General features: G+C 38.8%; 17 protein-coding genes and 1 pseudogene. 10 read left to right on the top strand and 8 right to left on the bottom strand.

Translation table 11 applies throughout. The features are described from left to right. Positions 1 to 59: 59 nt before the first annotated feature. The 3 genes from htpX (at position 60) to ACFINX_RS06680 (ending at position 4,328) form a co-directional block, all read left to right on the top strand. A complete protein-coding gene (htpX, locus tag ACFINX_RS06670) occupies positions 60 to 1,106 on the top strand; it encodes a zinc metalloprotease HtpX (protein ID WP_375612723.1) in 1,047 nt (348 codons plus the stop codon). 47 nt (positions 1,107 to 1,153) lie between these two features. Further along, complete coding sequence (locus ACFINX_RS06675) at positions 1,154 to 2,518, top strand: RsmB/NOP family class I SAM-dependent RNA methyltransferase (RefSeq protein WP_375612722.1); 1,365 nt, start codon at positions 1,154 to 1,156, stop codon at positions 2,516 to 2,518. Positions 2,519 to 2,582: 64 nt separating this feature from the next. Then, positions 2,583 to 4,328: a heparinase II/III family protein gene (locus ACFINX_RS06680; protein ID WP_375668528.1), complete on the top strand. Its 1,746-nt coding sequence runs from the start codon at positions 2,583 to 2,585 to the stop codon at positions 4,326 to 4,328. Positions 4,329 to 5,253: 925 nt separating this feature from the next. Here ACFINX_RS06680 and ACFINX_RS06685 read toward each other — a convergent pair. The 3 genes from ACFINX_RS06685 to ACFINX_RS06695 form a co-directional block, all read right to left on the bottom strand. Beyond that, positions 5,254 to 5,406, bottom strand: a complete 153-nt coding sequence (locus ACFINX_RS06685; protein WP_375612232.1) for a DUF1127 domain-containing protein — start codon at positions 5,404 to 5,406, stop codon at positions 5,254 to 5,256. A 364-nt stretch (positions 5,407 to 5,770) separates the two neighbouring features. Further along, positions 5,771 to 7,390 (bottom strand): bifunctional phosphoribosylaminoimidazolecarboxamide formyltransferase/IMP cyclohydrolase, encoded by a 1,620-nt coding sequence (purH, locus tag ACFINX_RS06690; protein ID WP_375668529.1) that lies wholly within the window; start codon positions 7,388 to 7,390, stop codon positions 5,771 to 5,773. A 620-nt stretch (positions 7,391 to 8,010) separates the two neighbouring features. Next, positions 8,011 to 8,793: an SURF1 family protein gene (locus tag ACFINX_RS06695; RefSeq protein WP_375668530.1), complete on the bottom strand. Its 783-nt coding sequence runs from the start codon at positions 8,791 to 8,793 to the stop codon at positions 8,011 to 8,013. 297 nt (positions 8,794 to 9,090) lie between these two features. Here ACFINX_RS06695 and rpmB point away from each other — a divergent pair, with 297 nt between their 5' ends. The 3 genes and pseudogenes from rpmB to ACFINX_RS06710 all read left to right on the top strand — a co-directional run. Then, the gene (rpmB, locus tag ACFINX_RS06700; RefSeq protein WP_273787609.1) at positions 9,091 to 9,408 is read left to right on the top strand and encodes a 50S ribosomal protein L28; all 318 of its coding nucleotides are present in this window, start codon (positions 9,091 to 9,093) and stop codon (positions 9,406 to 9,408) included. Positions 9,409 to 9,529: 121 nt separating this feature from the next. Continuing rightward, positions 9,530 to 10,213, top strand: a complete 684-nt coding sequence (locus ACFINX_RS06705) for a VUT family protein (RefSeq protein ID WP_375668531.1) — start codon at positions 9,530 to 9,532, stop codon at positions 10,211 to 10,213. Between the two features lie 1,162 nt (positions 10,214 to 11,375). Next, positions 11,376 to 11,522 (top strand): annotated as a pseudogene (locus ACFINX_RS06710) (HaeIII family restriction endonuclease); the annotation flags it as partial. Positions 11,523 to 11,570: 48 nt separating this feature from the next. Here the strand turns inward: ACFINX_RS06710 and cobT are convergent. The 3 genes from cobT to ACFINX_RS06725 all read right to left on the bottom strand — a co-directional run bounded on the left by cobT (position 11,571) and on the right by ACFINX_RS06725 (position 15,284). Further along, positions 11,571 to 13,466, bottom strand: a complete 1,896-nt coding sequence (gene cobT / locus ACFINX_RS06715) for a cobaltochelatase subunit CobT (RefSeq protein ID WP_375668532.1) — start codon at positions 13,464 to 13,466, stop codon at positions 11,571 to 11,573. Positions 13,467 to 13,480: 14 nt separating this feature from the next. Then, positions 13,481 to 14,461 carry a cobaltochelatase subunit CobS gene (gene cobS / locus ACFINX_RS06720; RefSeq protein ID WP_375668533.1) on the bottom strand — a complete coding sequence of 327 codons (981 nt, stop codon included), beginning with the start codon at positions 14,459 to 14,461 and terminating at the stop codon, positions 13,481 to 13,483. 202 nt (positions 14,462 to 14,663) lie between these two features. Then, positions 14,664 to 15,284 carry a J domain-containing protein gene (locus ACFINX_RS06725; protein ID WP_375606021.1) on the bottom strand — a complete coding sequence of 207 codons (621 nt, stop codon included), beginning with the start codon at positions 15,282 to 15,284 and terminating at the stop codon, positions 14,664 to 14,666. Positions 15,285 to 15,409: 125 nt separating this feature from the next. Here ACFINX_RS06725 and ACFINX_RS06730 point away from each other — a divergent pair, with 125 nt between their 5' ends. Beyond that, positions 15,410 to 15,682, top strand: a complete 273-nt coding sequence (locus ACFINX_RS06730; RefSeq protein WP_375668534.1) for a BolA family protein — start codon at positions 15,410 to 15,412, stop codon at positions 15,680 to 15,682. 18 nt (positions 15,683 to 15,700) lie between these two features. Here ACFINX_RS06730 and ACFINX_RS06735 read toward each other — a convergent pair whose 3' ends face one another. Together ACFINX_RS06735 and ACFINX_RS06740 are read right to left on the bottom strand one after the other, a co-directional pair. Continuing rightward, complete coding sequence (locus ACFINX_RS06735; protein WP_375668535.1) at positions 15,701 to 16,669, bottom strand: tyrosine recombinase XerC; 969 nt, start codon at positions 16,667 to 16,669, stop codon at positions 15,701 to 15,703. Positions 16,670 to 16,672: 3 nt separating this feature from the next. Beyond that, on the bottom strand, positions 16,673 to 17,494 hold the full coding sequence (locus ACFINX_RS06740; protein WP_375612242.1) for a SapC family protein: 822 nt from the start codon (positions 17,492 to 17,494) through the stop codon (positions 16,673 to 16,675). 132 nt (positions 17,495 to 17,626) lie between these two features. Here ACFINX_RS06740 and rimM point away from each other — a divergent pair, with 132 nt between their 5' ends. The 3 genes from rimM to rplS all read left to right on the top strand — a co-directional run bounded on the left by rimM (position 17,627) and on the right by rplS (position 19,817). Continuing rightward, the gene (gene rimM / locus ACFINX_RS06745; RefSeq protein ID WP_375618306.1) at positions 17,627 to 18,184 is read left to right on the top strand and encodes a ribosome maturation factor RimM; all 558 of its coding nucleotides are present in this window, start codon (positions 17,627 to 17,629) and stop codon (positions 18,182 to 18,184) included. Positions 18,185 to 18,468: 284 nt separating this feature from the next. Beyond that, positions 18,469 to 19,167 carry a tRNA (guanosine(37)-N1)-methyltransferase TrmD gene (gene trmD, locus ACFINX_RS06750; RefSeq protein WP_375612244.1) on the top strand — a complete coding sequence of 233 codons (699 nt, stop codon included), beginning with the start codon at positions 18,469 to 18,471 and terminating at the stop codon, positions 19,165 to 19,167. A gap of 209 nt (positions 19,168 to 19,376) precedes the next feature. After that, positions 19,377 to 19,817, top strand: a complete 441-nt coding sequence (gene rplS, locus ACFINX_RS06755; RefSeq protein ID WP_375612245.1) for a 50S ribosomal protein L19 — start codon at positions 19,377 to 19,379, stop codon at positions 19,815 to 19,817. Positions 19,818 to 19,903 lie beyond the last annotated feature (86 nt).

The following is a 19,903-nucleotide window of genomic DNA, read 5'->3' on the forward strand; positions in this document are numbered from 1 at the left end:
CAGAAAGAAAACACCATCATATAGTATTGATTGACTTTTATCATGGAGTTTTTTGAGTAATGAATATAATGCGTACAGCTATGCTTTTGGCTTTTTTAACTGCTCTCTTTATGGGAGTTGGTTATCTTGTTGGAGGGGGCGGTGGCATGGTCATTGCTCTTTTGATGGCAAGTGGTTTAAACTTTTTTTCTTATTGGAATTCAGATAAAATCGTTTTACGCATGTACGGGGCGCGTGAAGTTGATCAGCATTCAGCACCAGTTTATTATAAGATTGTAAGCGATTTAGCACAAAAGGCTTCTCTTCCTCAACCAAAGGTTTATGTTATTGAGAATGCACAGCCAAATGCTTTTGCAACGGGACGTAATCCGCAAAATGCAGCTGTTGCTGCAAGTACTGGGTTGTTAGAGCGGTTAAGCGCTGAGGAAATTGCCGGCGTTATGGCGCATGAGCTCGCACATATTGAGCATCGTGATACGTTAACAATGACTCTAACCGCAACGATTGCAGGGGCAATTTCAATGCTTGGTAATTTTGCTTTCTTTATGGGAGGACAGCGTAATTCTTCAGAAGATTCTCATGGCGCTGGGGCAATTGGAGGATTTATTGCATTGCTCGTGGCGCCTTTTGCAGCGATGCTGGTGCAAATGGCGATTAGCCGTACACGGGAATATGCTGCGGATCGTAGAGGGGCTGAAATATGTGGTAATCCTTTATGGTTGGCTTCGGCATTGCGTAAGATTGCTGATGGGGGACGTGGGGTATATAATGAAGAAGCAGAGCATAATCCAGCAACCGCGCATCTGTTTATTATTAATCCTTTGAGCGGTGAGGGAGCGGATAGTCTTTTTTCGACACATCCAGCAACTGCAAATCGTATCGCTGCTCTTTATCGGCAAGCAGAAGAGATGAAAGGGGCTCTTGCCAAAAGTGTGGGATGGAATAAAGAAGACGCTATACATGAAAAAAGCAGCGGGATGAACTATGGAGATTTTCATAGTGGTCAGGCTCATGCATTAGGTGAGCAAGAAAACAGTTCTTTTCAGCGTGTTACAAAACGTCCTTCTTGGCTTCGTTATGAAAATTCAAAAAGATCTCGTTCATAGAATTATTGAGAGAGCTCTTGAGAAAACTGTGATATAAAGGTGGTGTTTTGAAACACAAAAAAGCGGGGCATGTGTCTGAAAAAAATGTTCCAGGATTAGCTGTTCGACAGGTGTGTGTGCGTCTTTTGGGGGCGGTAGTTGATAAGTACACGCCTCTGTCTGGTTTGACGGATAATGAACACGGACATCCACAATATTTGAAGCTTTCACAACGAGATCGTTTGTTATGTCGGGCTATTTTAACAGCTTCATTGCGTCATCGAGGGCAGATTATGGCGGCTCTCTCACGCTTTTTGGCGCGTCCTTTGCCTTCACAAGCACTTTCACTTCAGCATCTTTTGCATATCAGTGTTGCACAAATTCTTTATCTTGATATTCCCGATCATGCGGCTATTGATTTAGCTGTGCGTGTGGCGAAACTTGATCCTCGAATGCGCCGTTTTTCAGGGGTGGTGAATGCTCTTTTGCGCAATGTTGCACGTGAGGCAGAGCCTTTACGCCAACAAGTTCCTACCATTGAAGGTGTGCCAGCGTGGTTTGGACAGCTTTTAATATCAGCTTATGGAACAGAAAAGGTACATCAGATTATCGCAATTCAAAGTGTGGAACCTCCTTTCGATTTGACAGTGAAATCTGATAGTGGTGGATGGGCTGAAAGGCTTGGCGGTGTGGTATTGCCCAATGGTTCTGTTCGATTGAAGCGTCTGGAGTGTTCTGTTTCTGATTTACCAGGCTATCGTGAAGGGTCTTGGTGGGTCCAAGATTTTGCAGCAGCTTTGCCTGCTTGTTTACTTGGGAGTATTGAGGGTAAACGCGTTGCTGATCTTTGTGCGAGCCCTGGAGGAAAAACAGCACAATTGGCTTTGCAAGGGGCTGAGGTGACTGCAATTGAGCTTTCTGCTAACCGCATAAAGCGTTTAAAAGAAAATATGGAACGGCTTCATTTTTCAGTTCATATTTGGCAGGGCGATGTGAAAAATTTCCATTCAACACAGCTTTTTGATGCGGTTCTTCTTGATGCTCCTTGTTCTTCTACAGGAACAATCCGTCGTCATCCAGATATTTTATGGACGAAATCGAGGGAAGATATCGTCAAGTTAGCGGCGTTGCAATATGATTTGCTTGTTGCAGCAATTTCTTTGGTGAAGGAGGGGGGGCGGATTGTTTTTTCCAATTGTTCATTGGCAAGAGAAGAAGGTGAAGATCTTATTGAGAAAATTTTATCGATACGCAATGACATTGTTTTAGACCCTATTTATCCAGAGGAAATGGGAGCACTGGAACATTTGCTTTGTGGGGGGATGTTACGGACAACGCCTGCGGATTTTTGTCATAAAAATTTTGATGCTGAGAAAACCGTATTTTTAGGAATGGATGGTTTTTTCGCTGCGCGCTTACGAAAAATTGCTTAATTAACGCTTCATTTACAAAAATGGTCGAAATTGTATTTGATTCAGCATAAATGGAGATGAAATTTTGGCGGTTGCGGTAAAAGCTCCTCAGGTAAAAGTGGCAGCCTGTATCGATACGATACAGAATGTTATGCGGCGTTTATGGGTTGGACCATTGTTTCGTTGGCGATTTTCAGGGTTTCGTCCTCATAAAATTTTAGCGCATCCCATGGATTTGCATGTAGCTGATCCGATGATGGCGCATGAATTTTATCATGGTCGTTTTGCTTTTGCTGGTCACATTGTTCATTCTGGTGCTGTTTCGCCGTTTTCATTGGTTCCACCAACGCTAGAATGGGAAGCGGCTCTACATGATTTTCATTGGTTGCGCCATATGGAGGCAGCAGGAAGTGATTTAGCTTCTGCACATGCACGCTCTCTTTTAGAAGACTGGTTTGACCATGCTGGTAAGAAGGTAAAAGGGCTTGCTTGGAGTGATCCTGTTGTGGCGCGGCGCTTGATTTCATGGATTTGTCATTCGAAAATGTTGTTAGAAGGGGCAAGTGAACGGTTTGAAAAACGCTTTTTACGTGCACTTGGTTTGCAATTTCGTTATTTGCGCGTAACAGTTTGTAGTATGGAGCACAATGATCAACGTTTACAAGCAGCAGTGGCTTTGACATTCGCATCTCTTGCTTTGCCTGTTTCAGCGGCAGTGAAAAAAAAGGTACAAACCACACTTATAGAGGAGCTTTCCCGTCAAATCCTAGTTGATGGTGGGCATATTTCCCGTAGTCCTGTTATTTTGCTGAATTTGTTATCGGATTTATTGTCGTTACGGCATCTTTTTATGCGTAGCAATGAAACAGCACCCCGTATTTTGATTGATTCTGTTGAGCGTATGTTGCCAGCTTTACGATTCTTTATCCATGAGGATCAAACGTTGGCCCATTTTAATGGGGTTGGTCCCCTTGTATCGGAACGGTTATCATCACTTTTGGAGCTTGATGAAACAGGAGGTCATCCTTTTAGTTATGCCCGTTATTCAGGATTTCAGCGCTTAAAAGCCAATCAAACAACAGTGCTTGCAGATACAGGAAAGTTTCCACCTCGCTCTGTAGCACAGCAGGCTTGTTCGGGGTGTTTGTCTTTTGAAATGTCTTCACAAGGGCACCGTTTTATTATCAATGCCGGTGTTAATCCTGATGGGCGGGAAGAGTATCGACATTTAGGGCGTGTTACTGCAGCACATTCAACAGCTACGCTTAATGATTGTTCAGTGGGTGCTTTTTATCATAAAAAGAAAAATGGCGCGCCATTTTTGTTTGATGGACCAACAGATGTTCAAGTGTGCCGTATAGAGGATTCAGAGAAGACAGGTTTTATTGCGAGTCATAATGGTTATGTGCGACCCTTTAATCTTATTCATGAGCGTGGTCTTATTTTGGCGACAAATGGAGATACGATCGAAGGTTTTGATCGCTTTTTTATGCCAAATAAAGGGAGAAAGAGACACAAGAGTGTGCAAAATGAACAAAATTATGTTGCTGTTCGGTTTCATCTTCATCCACAAGTTGAAGTTAACTATGATGGCAAACGTGTGTGTTTAGCCGTAAAGAACGAGAACGTGAAGAGTGAACAAATATGGTATTTTATATCGCCTGACGCAGATATTTGTCTTGAAGATTCGATTGATTTTGCAGAATTAACAGGTCCACAACGGACACAACAGATTGTTTTATATTTTCGTCCTGCATTTCAGGAAAAAGTTCGTTGGCGTTTTATCCGTAAAGCGTTTAATAAAAAATTAGAACATTGTTCCAACCCATAGTATATTGCGTTTTATTTTGCGTGTCGCAAAACATTATTGTTTATTGTGGTAATATTCTCAAAATTTGAAGATCATATCAATTTTATACATGAAGAGTTTTGTTAGAGTATGGGTTGGATGTTTTTAGGCAAGGTTTGCTCATAGAATCTCATGAGGTGATGCTAAAAGGGATTGGCTCCAGAAAAAAGGTTTTTTGAAAGACCATTGTTGACAGATGAGTACTAGTTAAGGATTTTGATCCTTTAAAGATATGGAGAGAAAATTAAGCCGTTGCTTATCTTCTATAAGTTTTTAAGTGTGCTGTTGGGATCAATATTTCTCTCTGAGAGAGTTGCATTAATAGGATTACGCTCTTCACGAAAAACAGAGCGCTATTGTATTGTATATTCACGGACTTATTTTAAAGAAAAATCCCTTAATGATTCCAAGCCTATTTTGCGACGATGCCCGTGATGGGTATAACGGTAAATCCATTAAGCACCCCCCATCTTTATGCTTATGAAGGAGCAGTTCGGCACTATCACACTATTTATCAGTGCCCAATGTTTGTAACAGTTCTTGGCACTAGAGATGGTTCATAAGAGGCATTTTTAGCCTTTTCTTAATAGCTTTTATCCATACAGCTCTCCCCGCTTGTAACGTGCAGGCGAATGGTTTTTGTTGATTCAACATACACAGATTTGAAATGAGAGAATCTTACGGTATTCGGGGTTCTAATTTAAATGAATAACGCTAAATTATTATTACAAATCAAATGTTGTACATCACAGAAGCATTGAAAATTCGAGAAACAATACATAACAATGGCCGAGAAAAATAACTCTTCTGCTCTTTGTTATTATACTAAAAATGAAGTTATAATAACAAACCACAAAATGCGCGCTTTTTCATAGCAAAGCATTCTCTCAAATATCTCAAACAACTTTCATAAAGATCTACGCGAATAACGTCGTGCAATTGAATCAATATCACCTCGACAAATTCCAAGATCGTTGAGTTCATATGTTGAAAGACGACTTAACGCATTAACGGTTCGACGATAACGGCGCCAATTACTATAAAAACGTAGAATATTCATATCCCCTACTCAAACTTTTCATTACACTCTTTAGTTTAAGAATAGAGTATATTACTAAAAAGAGTTGTGTTATAATATCATAGCAGGTATGCATCTACATACAAGATAATGTCCCTTTAACATTTTCCTCATGCGAAAGGGTAACCATTAAAAATATCAACAAGAACATCTTATCCCTAACCAATGGCTAAATTATGTGCATTGGCTAAATTATGTGCATTTTCTGCGGTGATAAACTTCTTCACGTGTAGCTTCTTTGGATTGAATAACTGCTTCCATTTCAACAGTTATCAATAGTCATACGATAATTATGAAAAATTCCTTGAAACATTTGTCTCATACGAAAAGAAAAGCAGCAAAATTATTAATGGCGGAAGTGACGTGTTCCTGTAAAAACCATCGCTAACCCCTGTGCATCCGCTGCGGCGATAATTTCTTCATCACGCATGGAGCCTCCTGGTTGAATAACTGCTGTTGCTCCTGCTTCAGCTGCTGCTAATAAACCATCAGCAAAAGGAAAAAATGCATCTGATGCAACAACAGATCCTTTTGTGAGAGTTTCTGTTAAGCCTGCTCTTTGCGCACTTTCTGCTGCTTTACTTGCAGCAATTTTTGCTGAATCGATGCGGCTCATTTGTCCGGCTCCAATTCCAACTGTTGCGCTATTTTTCGCGTACACAATAGCATTTGATTTAACGTGCTTTGCTACACGAAAAGCAAATTGAAGATCACGCATTTCATCTTGAGTTGGTGCCCGCTTTGTCACTACTTGCAATTTAAGATCATCGACTACCACGTTATCACGTGATTGTACTAAAATGCCTCCTGCAAGTGTTTTCGCAAGAAGTCCTCCACAGCGTGGATCAGGAACTCCACCTGTAATGAGCAAACGAAGATTTTTTTTCTTGGCAATAATTTCACGTGCCGCCATTGTGGCATCAGGAGCAATAATCACTTCTGTGAAAATTTTAACAATTTCTTCAGCACATTCCTCATCAAGGGTTTGATTTAAAGCAACAATTCCACCAAATGCCGATACATTATCACACATAAGAGCTTTCAAATAAGCGTCTTTCAAATTTTCTCCTTCCGCAACACCACAAGGATTGGCATGTTTAATAAGAGCGACAGCAGCGGTTTTTTGCGGATCAAATTCTGCCACAAGTTCAAAGGCTGCATCTGTATCATTCAGATTGTTATAAGAAAGCGCTTTGCCTTGTAAAAGTTTTGCTGTTGCAATACCAAAACGTTTTTCATTATTGCGATAAAATGCTGCCTGTTGATGTGGATTTTCCCCATAGCGCATAACACTTTCAAGATGACCGGAAAAACTCTGCCATGATGGAGTTTCAATTTTTAAATCCCGTGCAAACCACGATGCTATTGCCGTATCATAGGCAGCGGTGTGTGCATAAGCGCGCATTGCTAGCTGATGACGCATAGATAAGCTTAAACATCCATTATGCTGCTTTAATTCAGCTAGAATCGAATCATAATCTTTTATCGCTGTTACAACACCGGTATAAGCATAATTTTTTGCCGCAGCGCGAATCATCGCCGGTCCACCGATATCAATATTTTCAAGAGTCGTTTGCCCATCAGCTCCCGAAAGGATCGTCTCTTCAAAAGGGTAAAGATTCACCACCAAAAGATCAATTCCATAAATGCTGTTCTTTTCCATAGCTTCCCTATGGCTAGGATCTTCTCTTACTCCTAACAAAGCACCATGAATCAAAGGATGGAGTGTTTTTACACGCCCATCCATTATCTCAGGAAATCCAGTAACTTCAGCAACATCTTTTACGGGTAAACCAGCTGCTATGAGGGTTTTTGCTGTTCCTCCTGTTGAAATTAATTCAACATTGTAAGTAGCATGAAGGGCTTGTGCAAAAGCAACCACACCCGTTTTATCAGACACAGAAAAGAGAACACGACGAACCCGATGAAGATCAGGTATGGGAAAATTTTTGGCAACAACACCCATAACAGAAGCCTTAAAAATGAAAGAGTTAAAATTCTAGTAAAACACGCTTATACGTTTATAGCATAAGCCTTTAGCAAAATACACTGAAAGGATAAACTGTCTTTTTAGAATATAGGATGATTCACCTTTTTCTATTATCCTGTAAAAACCTCTCATTTGAGGTGTGGTGATAGGTATAAAAGTCTCATTGAGACATTAAATATTTTTTTGTTGCTTATAACTCAATATCTCATCTTCATAGCAGTTTTGAAACAAAAAATGCATCCGTATGTTCTCTGCTATATTAGCCTTTATACTAGATGAAGGCGAAAGTATTGCGTATATAAATTGGAGTAATCTCTGAAATGGGAAACAATCTAATGAAGCAAGAATATAAAATTATAAAGGCAAAAATGAGTGCTCATCTTTCCTATTATTTTTAAATTTGACTTTATGTTTTTCAAAAGCGTTTATGACAATGTTTTTTAAGAGTGTCGCGTAAATCTTTTGTAGATGGTATAAAGTTCATTGTATGCCTATGATCTTTATTTAACAAAGGCGCAAGTTGGTAGATTTTATTCTCTTTATCAGTTTTCAAGATTCTAAAAATTTTTGTTACTTGAGATGGAAGAGGTATTTTTTTAGTTTTTTTGCCGTAGCAGAAAAAGAAAACCTCCTAACACACCAGCAGCTAAAATAAACCACGTGATTGCATAAACGAGATGATTATTTCGAAAATGGATAATCGTAAGACCAACGACGGGAAGTTTTGCTTGTGGAGATGTTTTTCTGGCATCAATGAAATAAGGGGCAACAGTGGACAAACCAAGTTTTTGTGCCATAGCGGGGAGATCGCGCGTATACCATAAATTTTTGTCAGGATTATTTTTACGCGGGAAAAATCCATTTTTTTCACTCATGCGTAATAAACCTATAATCGTTGTTTGTTCTGTGTCTGTGGTAGAATTTTGCTGAGATAAGGCATTTGTATGTGATTGCTCTGTGTTTTGAAAATTGTTACGTTCATCCATGGGGATAAAGCCACGGTTGATAAAGATCAGTGTATTATCAGCAGTTTGTAAAGGAGTCAAAACCCAATAGCCTGTAGTATTTTGAGCGGCAGCAGTGACTAAAATATTTTTATCTGTTAAAAATTTTCCTGTGATAATAACAGGTTGATATTCATATTTTTCAAAAGTAACATCTGACCATTGATTTTTTGGAGGGGCTTTTATGGGGGGTAAATGAATGCGCTGATTAGCACTGGTGATAAGATTTGTTTTCCAGTTTAACCGTTGTACTTGCCATATACCTAATGCACTGAAGAGAAGAAAAAAACAAATACATAAAGTTCCAAATAAAAAAGAAGAAAAACGGCAAGAATTTCCCTGAAGCTTTGTCATGGGGGACTCTTGTTTACTCATGATTTATGCTTCCTTTCGGGACAATAGGCTTTTATTCTAACATGGTATGTATTTAAAAAAACATTTTGTACGCTTTTTGGCAGAATTTGCACGCCTTAATTGAGAAAAAAGATGAAGAATGAGCCCGTAAGAGATGAAAAAGGTTTTATAAAAGACTTGACCTTTTGTTGTCGACCCCCTATTAGAAAGAAACTTCCCAATGATGCCCGTTCAAGGTTGCATTGTGCGTGTTTTGCGTTCATTGTGTCTTTTGGGTATGGGAATTTGAAAGTTTCTTAGAGTTTAAGGGTGAAGTTTATGTCTCGTGCATGTGAATTGACAGGGAAGACAGTTCTGTATGGTAATAATGTTAGCCATGCAAATAATAAGACTCGGCGTCGTTTTTTACCAAATCTTTGCAATGTGACATTGATTTCAGAGGTGTTACAGCAAAGTTATCGCTTGCGTATTTCAGCAAGTGCATTGCGTTCTGTTGAGCATCGTGGTGGCCTTGATGGTTTTTTAGTCAAAGCAGATGATAAAGAGTTGTCGCAACGTGCGCGTTTGCTAAAACGCCAAATCATTAAGAAAAAAGCTGAGCAAGAAGGTGAGCAAAAGGCTGAACAGGCAGCGTAATTGTTAGCGCCATTCTTTTTGGTTTATTAACGCTTTGATTTCGGTTTTCTGTTCTAGAAGTTAAGTTTTTTGCAGGTTGATCGTTTCATTTTATTTGGTTCCATATCCCAGGTTAAAAAAAATGTCTTCAAGCGGTCCTTTATTAGAACAGCAAAAGAAAAGGTATGTTGTTTTTTCTATTTTTGCAATGTGCCTTGCTGTTACGGCTTCTAATATTTTGGTTCAATATCCTGTCTATTGGTTTGATTTAAATGAGCTGTTGACTTATGGGGCTTTTACCTATCCATTTGCTTTTCTAATCAATGATTTAACCAATCGTTTTTATGGTCCATCTGCGGCGCGGCGTGTGGTCTATGCTGGTTTTTTTGCGGGGGTCTTTGTTTCTTGGATATTGGCGACACCACGGCTTGCACTTGCTTCTAGTTTTGCATTTTTATTTGGACAACTCCTTGATATTGTTGTTTTTACTCCTTTACGACGTAAAACATGGTGGAAAGCACCTTTAGCAGCAGCGTTGGTTGGTTCGGCTTTGGATACAGTGCTGTTTTTTGCTCTTGCTTTTTCTAGCTCTTTTGCTGTTCTTGATAAGATAACAGGGTACGCTGATAGTTCACTGGTGGAGAGTACTGTTTTGGGAGGAGTAGGCATGCCAGTTTGGCTCTCGCTTGCTTTTGGTGATTTTTCGGTAAAAATTATTATGAGTCTGTTGATGTTGATTCCTTATGGGACAATTCTTAACATCGTAAAGCTTCCTCTTTATCAATGTCATTCAAAAGATGATTCCTCTTTTGTTTGTCACAAATAAGGATTTTTGTCTTTTTGTTTTCCTGAAGCCAAGAAAATTGTACGCTATGCTTGGTGTGACACGTTAGTTATAATGGATACTTTATCATTTACCAACTTAAGTAAGAACTCCAACACAAAACGCTTTTTTATTTCAAAATTCTCTTGTGAGGAAAAGATAAAGTCATTTGTTTGAGAAGGGGCTAAATATGCTTTTACAAATGATTCAATGTGACAGAAATTGCAACTGATGTTTATTAATAGATTGATTTAAAATGATAACTTATATTTTTCATTTGAGTGAAAGAGCCCAATATCATAAAATTTTACGCGTTTTAAATACTCTTATGTTGAGTTAATAAAAATCATTTGCTTGCCTATGTTATAAGAGGAATTGGCGTGCGGACAACGTCATTTGAGAAAGAAATACTTCTTATGAAGAGCTTTAATGCAATAAAAGTGCAATATTAGGCGCTGAAAGTATATTGATTTATCTTAAAAACATTGGAAACTTGAAAGTAGGATTCTGCTTTTGGCTTGTAGCTTGTAAAGTAAAGGATGATTCTGGATTTTGCATTATGCCATATATGGGCGCTGTCGTGAAATAAGCTTGGAAGCAAGGAAGAATGTAGGAGTGCGGATAAGATATATAATGGTGTGTTCTTTTTCGTGAATGAAGTAATATTTTTTTTCGTGTTTTTCTTATATTTTATGTGAGTAAAGATTTTTTCTTTTATCCATGAGATGGGAGCTTATGTTGTTAGATCACCCGTGGTGAGTACTGTTTTGGGAAGGTTAGGGGACAGGTTGGCTTTCTCTTGCTTTAGCGATTTTTGCCGAAAAATTGCTATGAATCCATTTATGCCGATTCTTTTATAAAGAAATTCTTAGTGTTTAAAATATCCTCTTTTTTTGCGTATAATAAATACAACTTTTATCTTTTTGTATTACTGAAGGTGGAAGTTTAGGCATTATATTTTCTGTGAGAGCAGCATTTTAGAGCTATGTCTAGTGGAGATATTTTTCTATATACGTGTATTTCAATATAATGAAATAACACAAGATCGAGACAAAAATGAGTGATTATTCAGTCTTTGAATTTGAATGGTACTCTGGGATATGGTCGTAAATGGAAAGTTCTAAGCAAAACTTTATCAGTCGCAATATAACCAGAAAGTAAAAACAAACTCATTACAATTTTTGAAGATGGTTGGAGCATTTCTTTTAGAGCTCATAATGCATCCAGTAAAGTAGAAGCTTCTTTAAAATTCGATATTCAATTTGTGGGATTATCTTCTCAGGTTGTTAGCCATCAAATTCCGATGGTTTAATGATAGAAATAATTTTTTAAATGTAATCGTTGCTGATTCAAAGCAGGTTTATTTCTTATGAATATGAGTTCTTTTATCACTAAAAAGTACTTCTAATTGTTTTGTTATAGCGTCGGCAAGTTCTTCAGCATTCATAATTGTTACAGCACGTTGATAATAACGTGTGACGTCATGACCAATTCCAATGGCAATGAGTTCGATGGGGGAATGGGTTTGGATTTCTTGAATCACTGCACGTAAATGTTTTTCTAAATAATTGCTGGAGTTGACCGATAGTGTCGAATCGTCAACAGGAGCACCATCAGAAATGACCATAAGAATGCGACGTTGTTCACGCCGTAATAAAAGGCGTTGATGCGCCCAAATCAAAGCTTCTCCATCAATATTTTCTTTTAATAATCCTTCTTGCATCATCAAACCTAAATTGCGTCGTGCGCGACGCCATGGGGTATCAGCACTTTTATAGATGATATGGCATAAATCATTAAGACGTCCAGGATTATGAGGTTTGTTTTGGGTAAGCCATTTTTCACGTGACTTTCCTCCTTTCCAAGTTTTGGTGGTAAAACCTAAAATTTCAACTTTGACACCACAACGTTCAAGAGTTTGTGCCAAAATATCGGCACAACTTGCAGCAACGCTAATGGGGCGTCCGCGCATTGAACCAGAATTATCAATGAGAAGTGAAACAACCGTGTCTCGAAATTGGGTATTACTTTCCATTTTAAAAGAAAGAGGTTGCATGGGGTCAATAATTAGACGTGGAAGCCGTGTTGTATCAAGATATCCTTCTTCAAGGTCAAAGTTCCAGTTGCGATTTTGTTGCGCCATCAAGCGGCGCTGGAGACGGTTTGCTAAACGTCCAACGATGTTTTGGAGATGATTGATTTGCTTATCAAGATAACGGCGTAAGTGATCTAACTCGTTTTCAGAACAAAAATCTGTTGCTTCCAAAATTTCATCAAATTGACGGGTGAAGATTTTATAATTGCCAAGTCTTTCCATTTGTTCCGAATCAGAAAAAAGGTGTTTGGGTTTGCTCGGCTTTTCTTGCCAAGGTCCATTTTTTTGCTCGCCGTCAGCTTGATCATTGTTGTTTGATTGTGTCGCTTGTGTTTTTCCTTCGTCTTGCACATCACTTTCTTGTTCAGTGCTGGTTTGTTCTTCACTTTGAGCGTGTTTTTTGTTTTTACTCTCTTCTTCTCTTTGGTCTTGAGGTTCACACGCATTTTTTAATTTTTTATTGTTTTCACTGTTAGAAGCTTCAGCTTGTTGCACTGTCATTTTGAGTGTAACAAGCATTTGGCGAACAATCTGTGCAAAAGCTTGTTGGTTGTAAATATGATGTGGGAGTTCATTGAGTTGTGATGCTGCTTTTTGTTCGAGTTCTTTACGCCACAATTCTAAGACAGAACCCGCTTCTCTTGGAGCTGCGCGCTTTGTTATTTTTTCACGCAATAAAAGTGCAATCGCTTCTTGGATGGGGGCTTCACTTTGGTTGCTAATTTTATGATAATGGGCTCTTTTGTATTTATCGGCGAGCATGACATCAAGATTTTTTGCAAGTCCCTCCATGGCTAAAGTACCAATTGCTTCAACACGTGTTTGTTCGAGGGCATCAAAGACAGCACGTGCTTCTGATTCTAGTGGAGAAAATTGCATGTGAATGCGGTTGTCATGCCATGCTTTGCGCAGAGCCATGGAATCACCTAGTCCGCGGGTAATAGTGATGTCTTTATTCGTTGCGTATTGAGGTAATTCTGGTAAACGCGCGCAACTTTCGCTTAAAGATGGTCGGTTATGACTAAAGGAAACTTCAAGGTTGTTTGTGCCTGCAATCGCACGCATACAGGTGGAAAGTGCTTTTTTAAAAGCTTCAGCATTAAGAGTGTTGTTGGAAGAATCTTTTGCCGGATTTTTGTTGTCGCCAATATCGGTAGCCATGAGTGACAGATTCCTTAAGGCAAAACACCATGAATGAGTGATTCGGGAAGCTCTTGTCCAAAGGCGCGTTGATAAAATTCTGCAACAGTGGCACGTTCGAGTTCATCACATTTATTGAGAAAGGTTAATCGGAAGGCAAAGCCGACATCTTGAAAAATTGTTGTATTTTCTGCCCAAGTAATGACGGTACGTGGACTCATGACAGTTGAAAGATCTCCATTGATAAAAGATTGGCGTACCATATCAGCAACATGAACCATTTGTGAAATTGTCTTTTTTCCCTCAGCCGTTTGAAAAGATTTGACCTTTGAACAAATGATATTAACCTCTTTATCATGGGGTAAATAATTGAGTATCGTAACAATAGACCAGCGGTCCATTTGAGCTTGATTGATCTGTTGGGTACCATGATAGAGACCGGTTGTATCACCAAGACCAATGGTATTTGCTGTTGCAAAAAGACGAAACGCTGGATGTGGAGAGATGACACGGCTTTGATCAAGTAAGCTTAGTTTTCCAGAAGTTTCAAGAACGCGTTGAATGACAAACATAACATCGGGACGCCCCGCATCATATTCGTCGAAAACAAGAGCAATATTATTTTGATAAGCCCATGGCAAAATGCCCTCTTTAAATTCAGTGATTTGTAAGCCATCTTTTAAAACGATAGCATCTTTTCCTACAAGATCGATACGACTTACATGACTATCGAGATTAATGCGAAGACAAGGCCAGTTAAGACGTGCAGCAACTTGTTCAATATGCGTTGATTTCCCTGTACCGTGATAGCCAGAAACCATTACACGGCGGTTAAAGGTAAAACCTGCGAGAATCGCTAAAGTTGTTTGCTGATCAAAAAGATAATCAGGATCGATATCAGGAACATGGGGACTTTTTGTGCTAAAAGCAGGGACTTTCAGATCTGTTTCAATATGAAATAGATCGCGAGCACAAAGTGTAATATCGGGCAAATTTTCAACGGTAAGATTTGTCATTATGTTTCTGGAAGGGAGAGGACGCTATTTATTCATTAGAAACGATACAAGAGTTAAAGTATTTATGCAATGCTCTATAATGAGAGCCTTAGATATTGAAGAAAGATTTTTTTACGTATTCTATAATGTTTTGCAAAAAAAGTAACATTTTGCGCAAATAATGATGGTCTAAATGAAAATAGACTCATATAAGCGCATGTTTTCAGCACAAACCAGACTTTTTTAGCAAATTGTAAGCATGTAAAACATCACGAAAGCGCTCTTCTGAAGCACGATTACCACCATTGGAATCAGGATGGTGCTTTTTTACCAACTCTTTATATTTCATTTTGATGTCTTCTGCTGAAGCGTTTGCCTGTAGTCCCAGTGTATCAAAAGCTTTTGCTTCTAAGGGCTTTAATTTTCGTGAGAACTTATTGCTTGAATGCTGCCCAGTAAAAAGCGTGAAGGGATCGCGCATGCGATTTTGATAGGCAGCTGTGCCAGAGCGAATCTTTGCATAATTCGCGGCTGTTTTTTTCGATGTACCATTGCTCAGATCTGTAGGCCATGTCGGACGATGTCCTGTGAGAGCATCCTTTTGAAATTTTGCGATATCTTTATTGCTAAGACCAGAGAAGTAATTAAAATTTTTATTATAGGCGCGTACGTGTTCAATACAAAAATATAAATATTGTCCTTCGTGATTTCGACCTGCTGGTGCTTTATGGGACCCTGTTTTTTCACAACCTTCCCACTGACACTGTTGTGCTTCTGGCTCAGCTTTTTGTTTTTTATTTGAGCTTATGCGAATTGAATCGAATAATTTAGATGTTATTGTCATATTATTGGTTTATGCAAAATTGATTAATTTTACAAGAATTGACTTTTGAAAAATTTGTTTTCACACTTAATTCTATTATGAAAAAGGTGTATTTTTGCACGTTCATTTTGTTTGAGGAATGAAAAATGTTTATAGAAACAATAATTCAGAGAAAGCTTCAGGATGCTTTTCATCCGCAAAAGCTTGAAGTGATTAACGAAAGTCATCTTCATGAGGGGCATCCTCATAATGAACATGCTTTTGATGGTAAAGGAGAAACACATTTTCGAGTGAAAATTTTATCTTCTTCTTTTTCTAATATGACACGCGTAGAAATACATCGAGCGATTTATAAAGTTTTACAAGAAGAGTTAGCTACTTGTGTTCATGCTTTGGCACTTGAGGTTGAAACAGTCTAATTTTTTGATGAGACGTTTTTAGGAACGGGGATGGGCCTTTTGATAGATTTTTAACAAATGGTCTGTATCGACGTGGGTATAGATTTGTGTGGTGGAAAGACTAGCGTGCCCAAGAAGTTCTTGAATCGTGCGCAAATCTCCCCCCCGTGATAAAAGATGGGTGGCAAAAGAATGGCGCAGTGTATGAGGCGTTGCAGTTTCTGGTAAACCAAGGCTTGTTCGTAAGTTGCGTACAGTTTTCTGAATAATGGCGGGCTGTAGGGGACCGCCTCGCGCCCCGCGAAATATGGGTTGGTTATCCACTAAAGGATATGGGCAACATTTGAGATAATTTTGTACAGCTTCGTAAACAATTTTGATGAGAGGAACAAGGCGTGTTTTGCCGCCTTTTCCTGTTATAAATAAACTTGTTTTTTTAGGATCAGAAAATTGTTCTGGTGTGAGGCTTAAGGCTTCTGATATTCGCATTCCACAGCCATAAAGAAGCATGAGGACAGCAGCATTACGAGCGCTAATCCAAGGTTCATTTTCCAGTTGATTTTCTTGTTTGACTATGTGAAGTGCTGATTTTATCGCTAAAGGTTTTGGGAGCAATTTGGGGTGTTTAGGGCTTCGGATAAGTTGAGCCGCGGGAACATTGACGATTCCTTCACGTGATAAGTATTTGAAAAAAGAACGGATGCCTGCTACTCCGCGGCTTAAAGAGCGCGCACTTACATTGTTTGTACGCCGATAAGCAAGATAAGCACGCAAGTCACTGATGCGTAAATGAGCAAGATCTGTAAGGGTTGGTGTATGGCTTAAGTGTTGACAGAGAAAAGACAAAAATTGCCGCGTATCACGTTCATAGGCTTGCACTGTTTGTGCTGACATACGACGTGTTTGGGTAAGACACTCTAACCAATTTTTCCTTGCGTTTAAAATTGCATGGTCTGCTGGAATGAGAGGAATATTTTCATCTTTTCTCTTGTCGTTTTTGATGGGCATTATCTAGTTGAGAGTTTCTTTCTTTTTAGATTTTTCATCGTTAGAATGACCATTCTTGTTTTGGGGTTGCTCTTCACGATTGATAAGTTGCTTTTCACCTTTGAGAGAGAGTATTTTCACAAGATTGTGTGTTGACATCAAATGCGCAAAAATTAATCCTAAAAAGCCATTTTTATGAAGTTTGGCAAGTTGGCTTGCTGATAATTTATTCAATTTTTCTTCATCAACAACCCAAAAATGTTCCAATTGCGCTGAGAGACCTTTATCGTTTTTCACATTGATGGATTTTTGGCTTAGAAGATCCATTTCTACAAGAGCATCAATAAACTCAGAGGTTTTCTCCATAGCGATTTTAAAACTTTCAAGAAAGCGAATACGTTCTTCCATAAAAGGAGAAATAGAGCCATCGGAATTAAAAAGTTCTGTTCCTGCAACTTCATTAAACATACCGGACTGTTGATCAAAGCAGACAGAAAGTTCTTTTTCATTGCTAATTTGTGCCAAAACAAAAGGATAGCGACGGACAAAAGCTGGAACATAAGTATTGTTTTTCCAACTTTTATCAGAAGCGATATAGTCATTTTCGTCATTAGAAAGACCGACAAGAGCTGCGGATGTGTAGTGCCGTTTTTTTTGTTCATCTTCGGCGCACATAAATAAAATAGGATAGTCTAGCGCTGCTTGAAAATATTCAGTACTTGCTAAAGGAACCCAATGAGTATCCTTGGCAAAAGACATATCAGTTGGAGGAGCAAATTTTAGATTTTTATGGGAAATTTTGTTGATTGGTGTGATATCTTTGTAAAATAGCATAATATTTGCCATAAGACTTTCTCCTTTATTAATTTGTTTTTTGTTACCAAGAAAGGTCTTTTAGAAGATTGTCTCATATGGCAACAAGATTGAATAGAAAACTATAAGATTGAAGGGTTCATTTTTGAGAGATAATATTTTTGCATGAAGTATAATAAAGAAAAGCTTAAAAATAAAGTCTATCTTGCCATTATTGGTATGCCTCATGGTATAAAAGGAGATGTTTTTGTTAAAATTCTAAGTGCTGAGCCACAGCGTTTCAAGTTTTACAGCACTCTTTATGATGATATGGGGCGTTCTTATGAAATTGTAACTCTTCGCATACAAAAAAATAAGGCGATTGTACGTTTTAAAGGGGTAGAAAATCGTAATGCGGCTGAGTCTTTAAAAGGGATTCGCCTTTATGTGACGCGTGATCAATTAATTGATGATTTGATGGAGGATGAGTTTTATCAAGTCGATTTAATAGGCTTGTGTGTCCAAGATTGTGGGGGGAAAATCTTAGGTGAAGTGTGTGGTTTTTTTAATTTCGGGGCTGGTGATTTGCTTGAAATACGTTTGAATACAGGTAAAAGAGTTCTTATTCCCTTTAGTAAGGCGGCGGTACCAGAAATTTGTATGGATTCTGGTTTTCTTGTTGTTGATCCCATGGCCGCTGGTTTAATTGATGGGGGAGACAATGATAAAAAGGAAATAGCTTGAATCTAAAAATAAAGATGAAGGTAAAAAATAACAGATGAATTTCGTCAATAAAAAGTGGAATGTGTGAAAATATTAAAAATGCTCTTTTGAGCAGATATTGTAAGCACTTTATCTCGAAATAGTCCTGAATTTTTAGAGTCTTTTTTAGTGCAAGTATTTAGAAGGATCGTATTGAATATGGCGCAGATCAAGAAGACTCAGATTAACGCTATAGCGTTAAAAGTCTTGTTTGTGCTATTTTTGCTATTAAGAGTCTGTTTAAGAAAATAAGGATAAGAAATAAAATGAAATTTCAGGCGCGCGTTTTAACCCTTTATCCTGAAATGTTTCCTGGTTTTTTAGGGTATTCTTTAGCAGGGCAAGCTTTAGAGCGTGGAATTTGGTCACTGGAGACGGTACAGATTAGGGATTTTGCTTTAGACAAACACCATAGCGTTGATGATAAACCTGCTGGTGGGGGAGCTGGTATGGTAATGCGGGCGGATGTATTGGCGGCTGCTCTTGACTGCTGTCCACAGGATTCGCCAAGATTGTTGATGAGTCCACGTGGGCGTCCTTTTGACCAAGCTTACGCGCATAGCTTGGCTCGTGATACGGGTGTAACGTTAGTTTGTGGACGTTTTGAAGGGGTTGATGAGCGAGTCATAGAGGCACGAGAACTAGAAGAAGTCTCTATTGGTGATTATATTCTTTCAGGGGGTGAAACAGCTGCATTGGTTATCTTAGATGCTATTATACGTCTTCTGCCTGGAGTGATGGGGAATGCAGCTTCTGCAAGGTGTGAAAGTTTTGAAAATGACTTGCTGGAACATCCGCAATATACCCGCCCTTCTCTTTTCGAAGGGCGGGGTATTCCGCCTGTATTGCTCTCAGGTCATCACAAAGCGATCGCAGATTGGCGTCAAAGCCAAGCCGAATTGTTAACACGTCAACGTCGCCCTGATCTTTATGCGCGTTATAATAAAAATCATCAGAAAACTTGATTCATATGATAAGGTGGTGTATTGCATGGCTCTCTTTTTAGAGAGTTTTTTATAAAAGGTTTTCTGTAGTTCCAAAATTAAAATGAAGGAATGGTGTATTCGCTCCTGTGTAAGACATAGCCTAAAGAGCTCCTTATTCTTAATAAAGGCTTTTTTGGTAAGAGTTGAGCGCTCTGACTGTTCGATAAAGAACATGAAGGATAAAAGAAATGAATATTATCGCACAGCTTGAAGCTGAACAATGTGCAAAAATTGAAGAAAAGCGCCAATTTCCAGCATTTCAGCCAGGAGATACAGTCCGTGTTATGGTGCGTGTGACAGAAGGTACACGGACGCGTGTTCAGGCTTATGAAGGTGTCTGTATTGCGCGTTCAGGCGGTGGGTTGAATGAGACCTTTACAGTACGCAAGATTTCTTATGGTGAAGGGGTGGAGAGGGTATTTCCTGTTTATTCTCCTTTGATTGAAGGTGTTGAGCTGGTGCGCCGTGGTAAAGTGCGCCGTGCAAAACTCTATTATCTACGTGGCTTGAGAGGTAAAGCTGCACGTATAGCTGAAAAGAGAGATTATCGGAAAAAAGCTGAAAAGGTTGTTGAGAAAGTAGAAGCAGCATCTGTCAGCACAGATGTTGAAAAGCAAGTTTCTGAGTAAAGATTATATCGGCTAAACTTTATGCAAAAGCGGCTTTTATGCCGCTTATTTGTGTCTTTCTTGATTCGTTTTGCCTTTTAAAAGGC

Source organism: Bartonella sp. AP36NXGY, from assembly GCF_042195865.1.
Classification (GTDB): domain Bacteria; phylum Pseudomonadota; class Alphaproteobacteria; order Rhizobiales; family Rhizobiaceae; genus Bartonella.

Excerpts from the sequence above, each read along its gene's own strand:
- htpX (WP_375612723.1), top strand. The coding sequence starts at position 60 with ATGAATATAATGCGTACAGCTATGCTTTTGGCTTTTTTAACTGCTCTC.
- ACFINX_RS06685 (WP_375612232.1), bottom strand. The coding sequence starts at position 5,406 with ATGAATATTCTACGTTTTTATAGTAATTGGCGCCGTTATCGTCGAACC.
- purH (WP_375668529.1), bottom strand. The coding sequence starts at position 7,390 with ATGGGTGTTGTTGCCAAAAATTTTCCCATACCTGATCTTCATCGGGTT.
- ACFINX_RS06695 (WP_375668530.1), bottom strand. The coding sequence starts at position 8,793 with ATGAGTAAACAAGAGTCCCCCATGACAAAGCTTCAGGGAAATTCTTGC.
- rpmB (WP_273787609.1), top strand. The coding sequence starts at position 9,091 with ATGTCTCGTGCATGTGAATTGACAGGGAAGACAGTTCTGTATGGTAAT.
- ACFINX_RS06705 (WP_375668531.1), top strand. The coding sequence starts at position 9,530 with ATGTCTTCAAGCGGTCCTTTATTAGAACAGCAAAAGAAAAGGTATGTT.
- cobT (WP_375668532.1), bottom strand. The coding sequence starts at position 13,466 with ATGGCTACCGATATTGGCGACAACAAAAATCCGGCAAAAGATTCTTCC.
- cobS (WP_375668533.1), bottom strand. The coding sequence starts at position 14,461 with ATGACAAATCTTACCGTTGAAAATTTGCCCGATATTACACTTTGTGCT.
- ACFINX_RS06725 (WP_375606021.1), bottom strand. The coding sequence starts at position 15,284 with ATGACAATAACATCTAAATTATTCGATTCAATTCGCATAAGCTCAAAT.
- ACFINX_RS06730 (WP_375668534.1), top strand. The coding sequence starts at position 15,410 with ATGTTTATAGAAACAATAATTCAGAGAAAGCTTCAGGATGCTTTTCAT.
- ACFINX_RS06735 (WP_375668535.1), bottom strand. The coding sequence starts at position 16,669 with ATGCCCATCAAAAACGACAAGAGAAAAGATGAAAATATTCCTCTCATT.
- ACFINX_RS06740 (WP_375612242.1), bottom strand. The coding sequence starts at position 17,494 with ATGGCAAATATTATGCTATTTTACAAAGATATCACACCAATCAACAAA.
- rimM (WP_375618306.1), top strand. The coding sequence starts at position 17,627 with ATGAAGTATAATAAAGAAAAGCTTAAAAATAAAGTCTATCTTGCCATT.
- trmD (WP_375612244.1), top strand. The coding sequence starts at position 18,469 with ATGAAATTTCAGGCGCGCGTTTTAACCCTTTATCCTGAAATGTTTCCT.
- rplS (WP_375612245.1), top strand. The coding sequence starts at position 19,377 with ATGAATATTATCGCACAGCTTGAAGCTGAACAATGTGCAAAAATTGAA.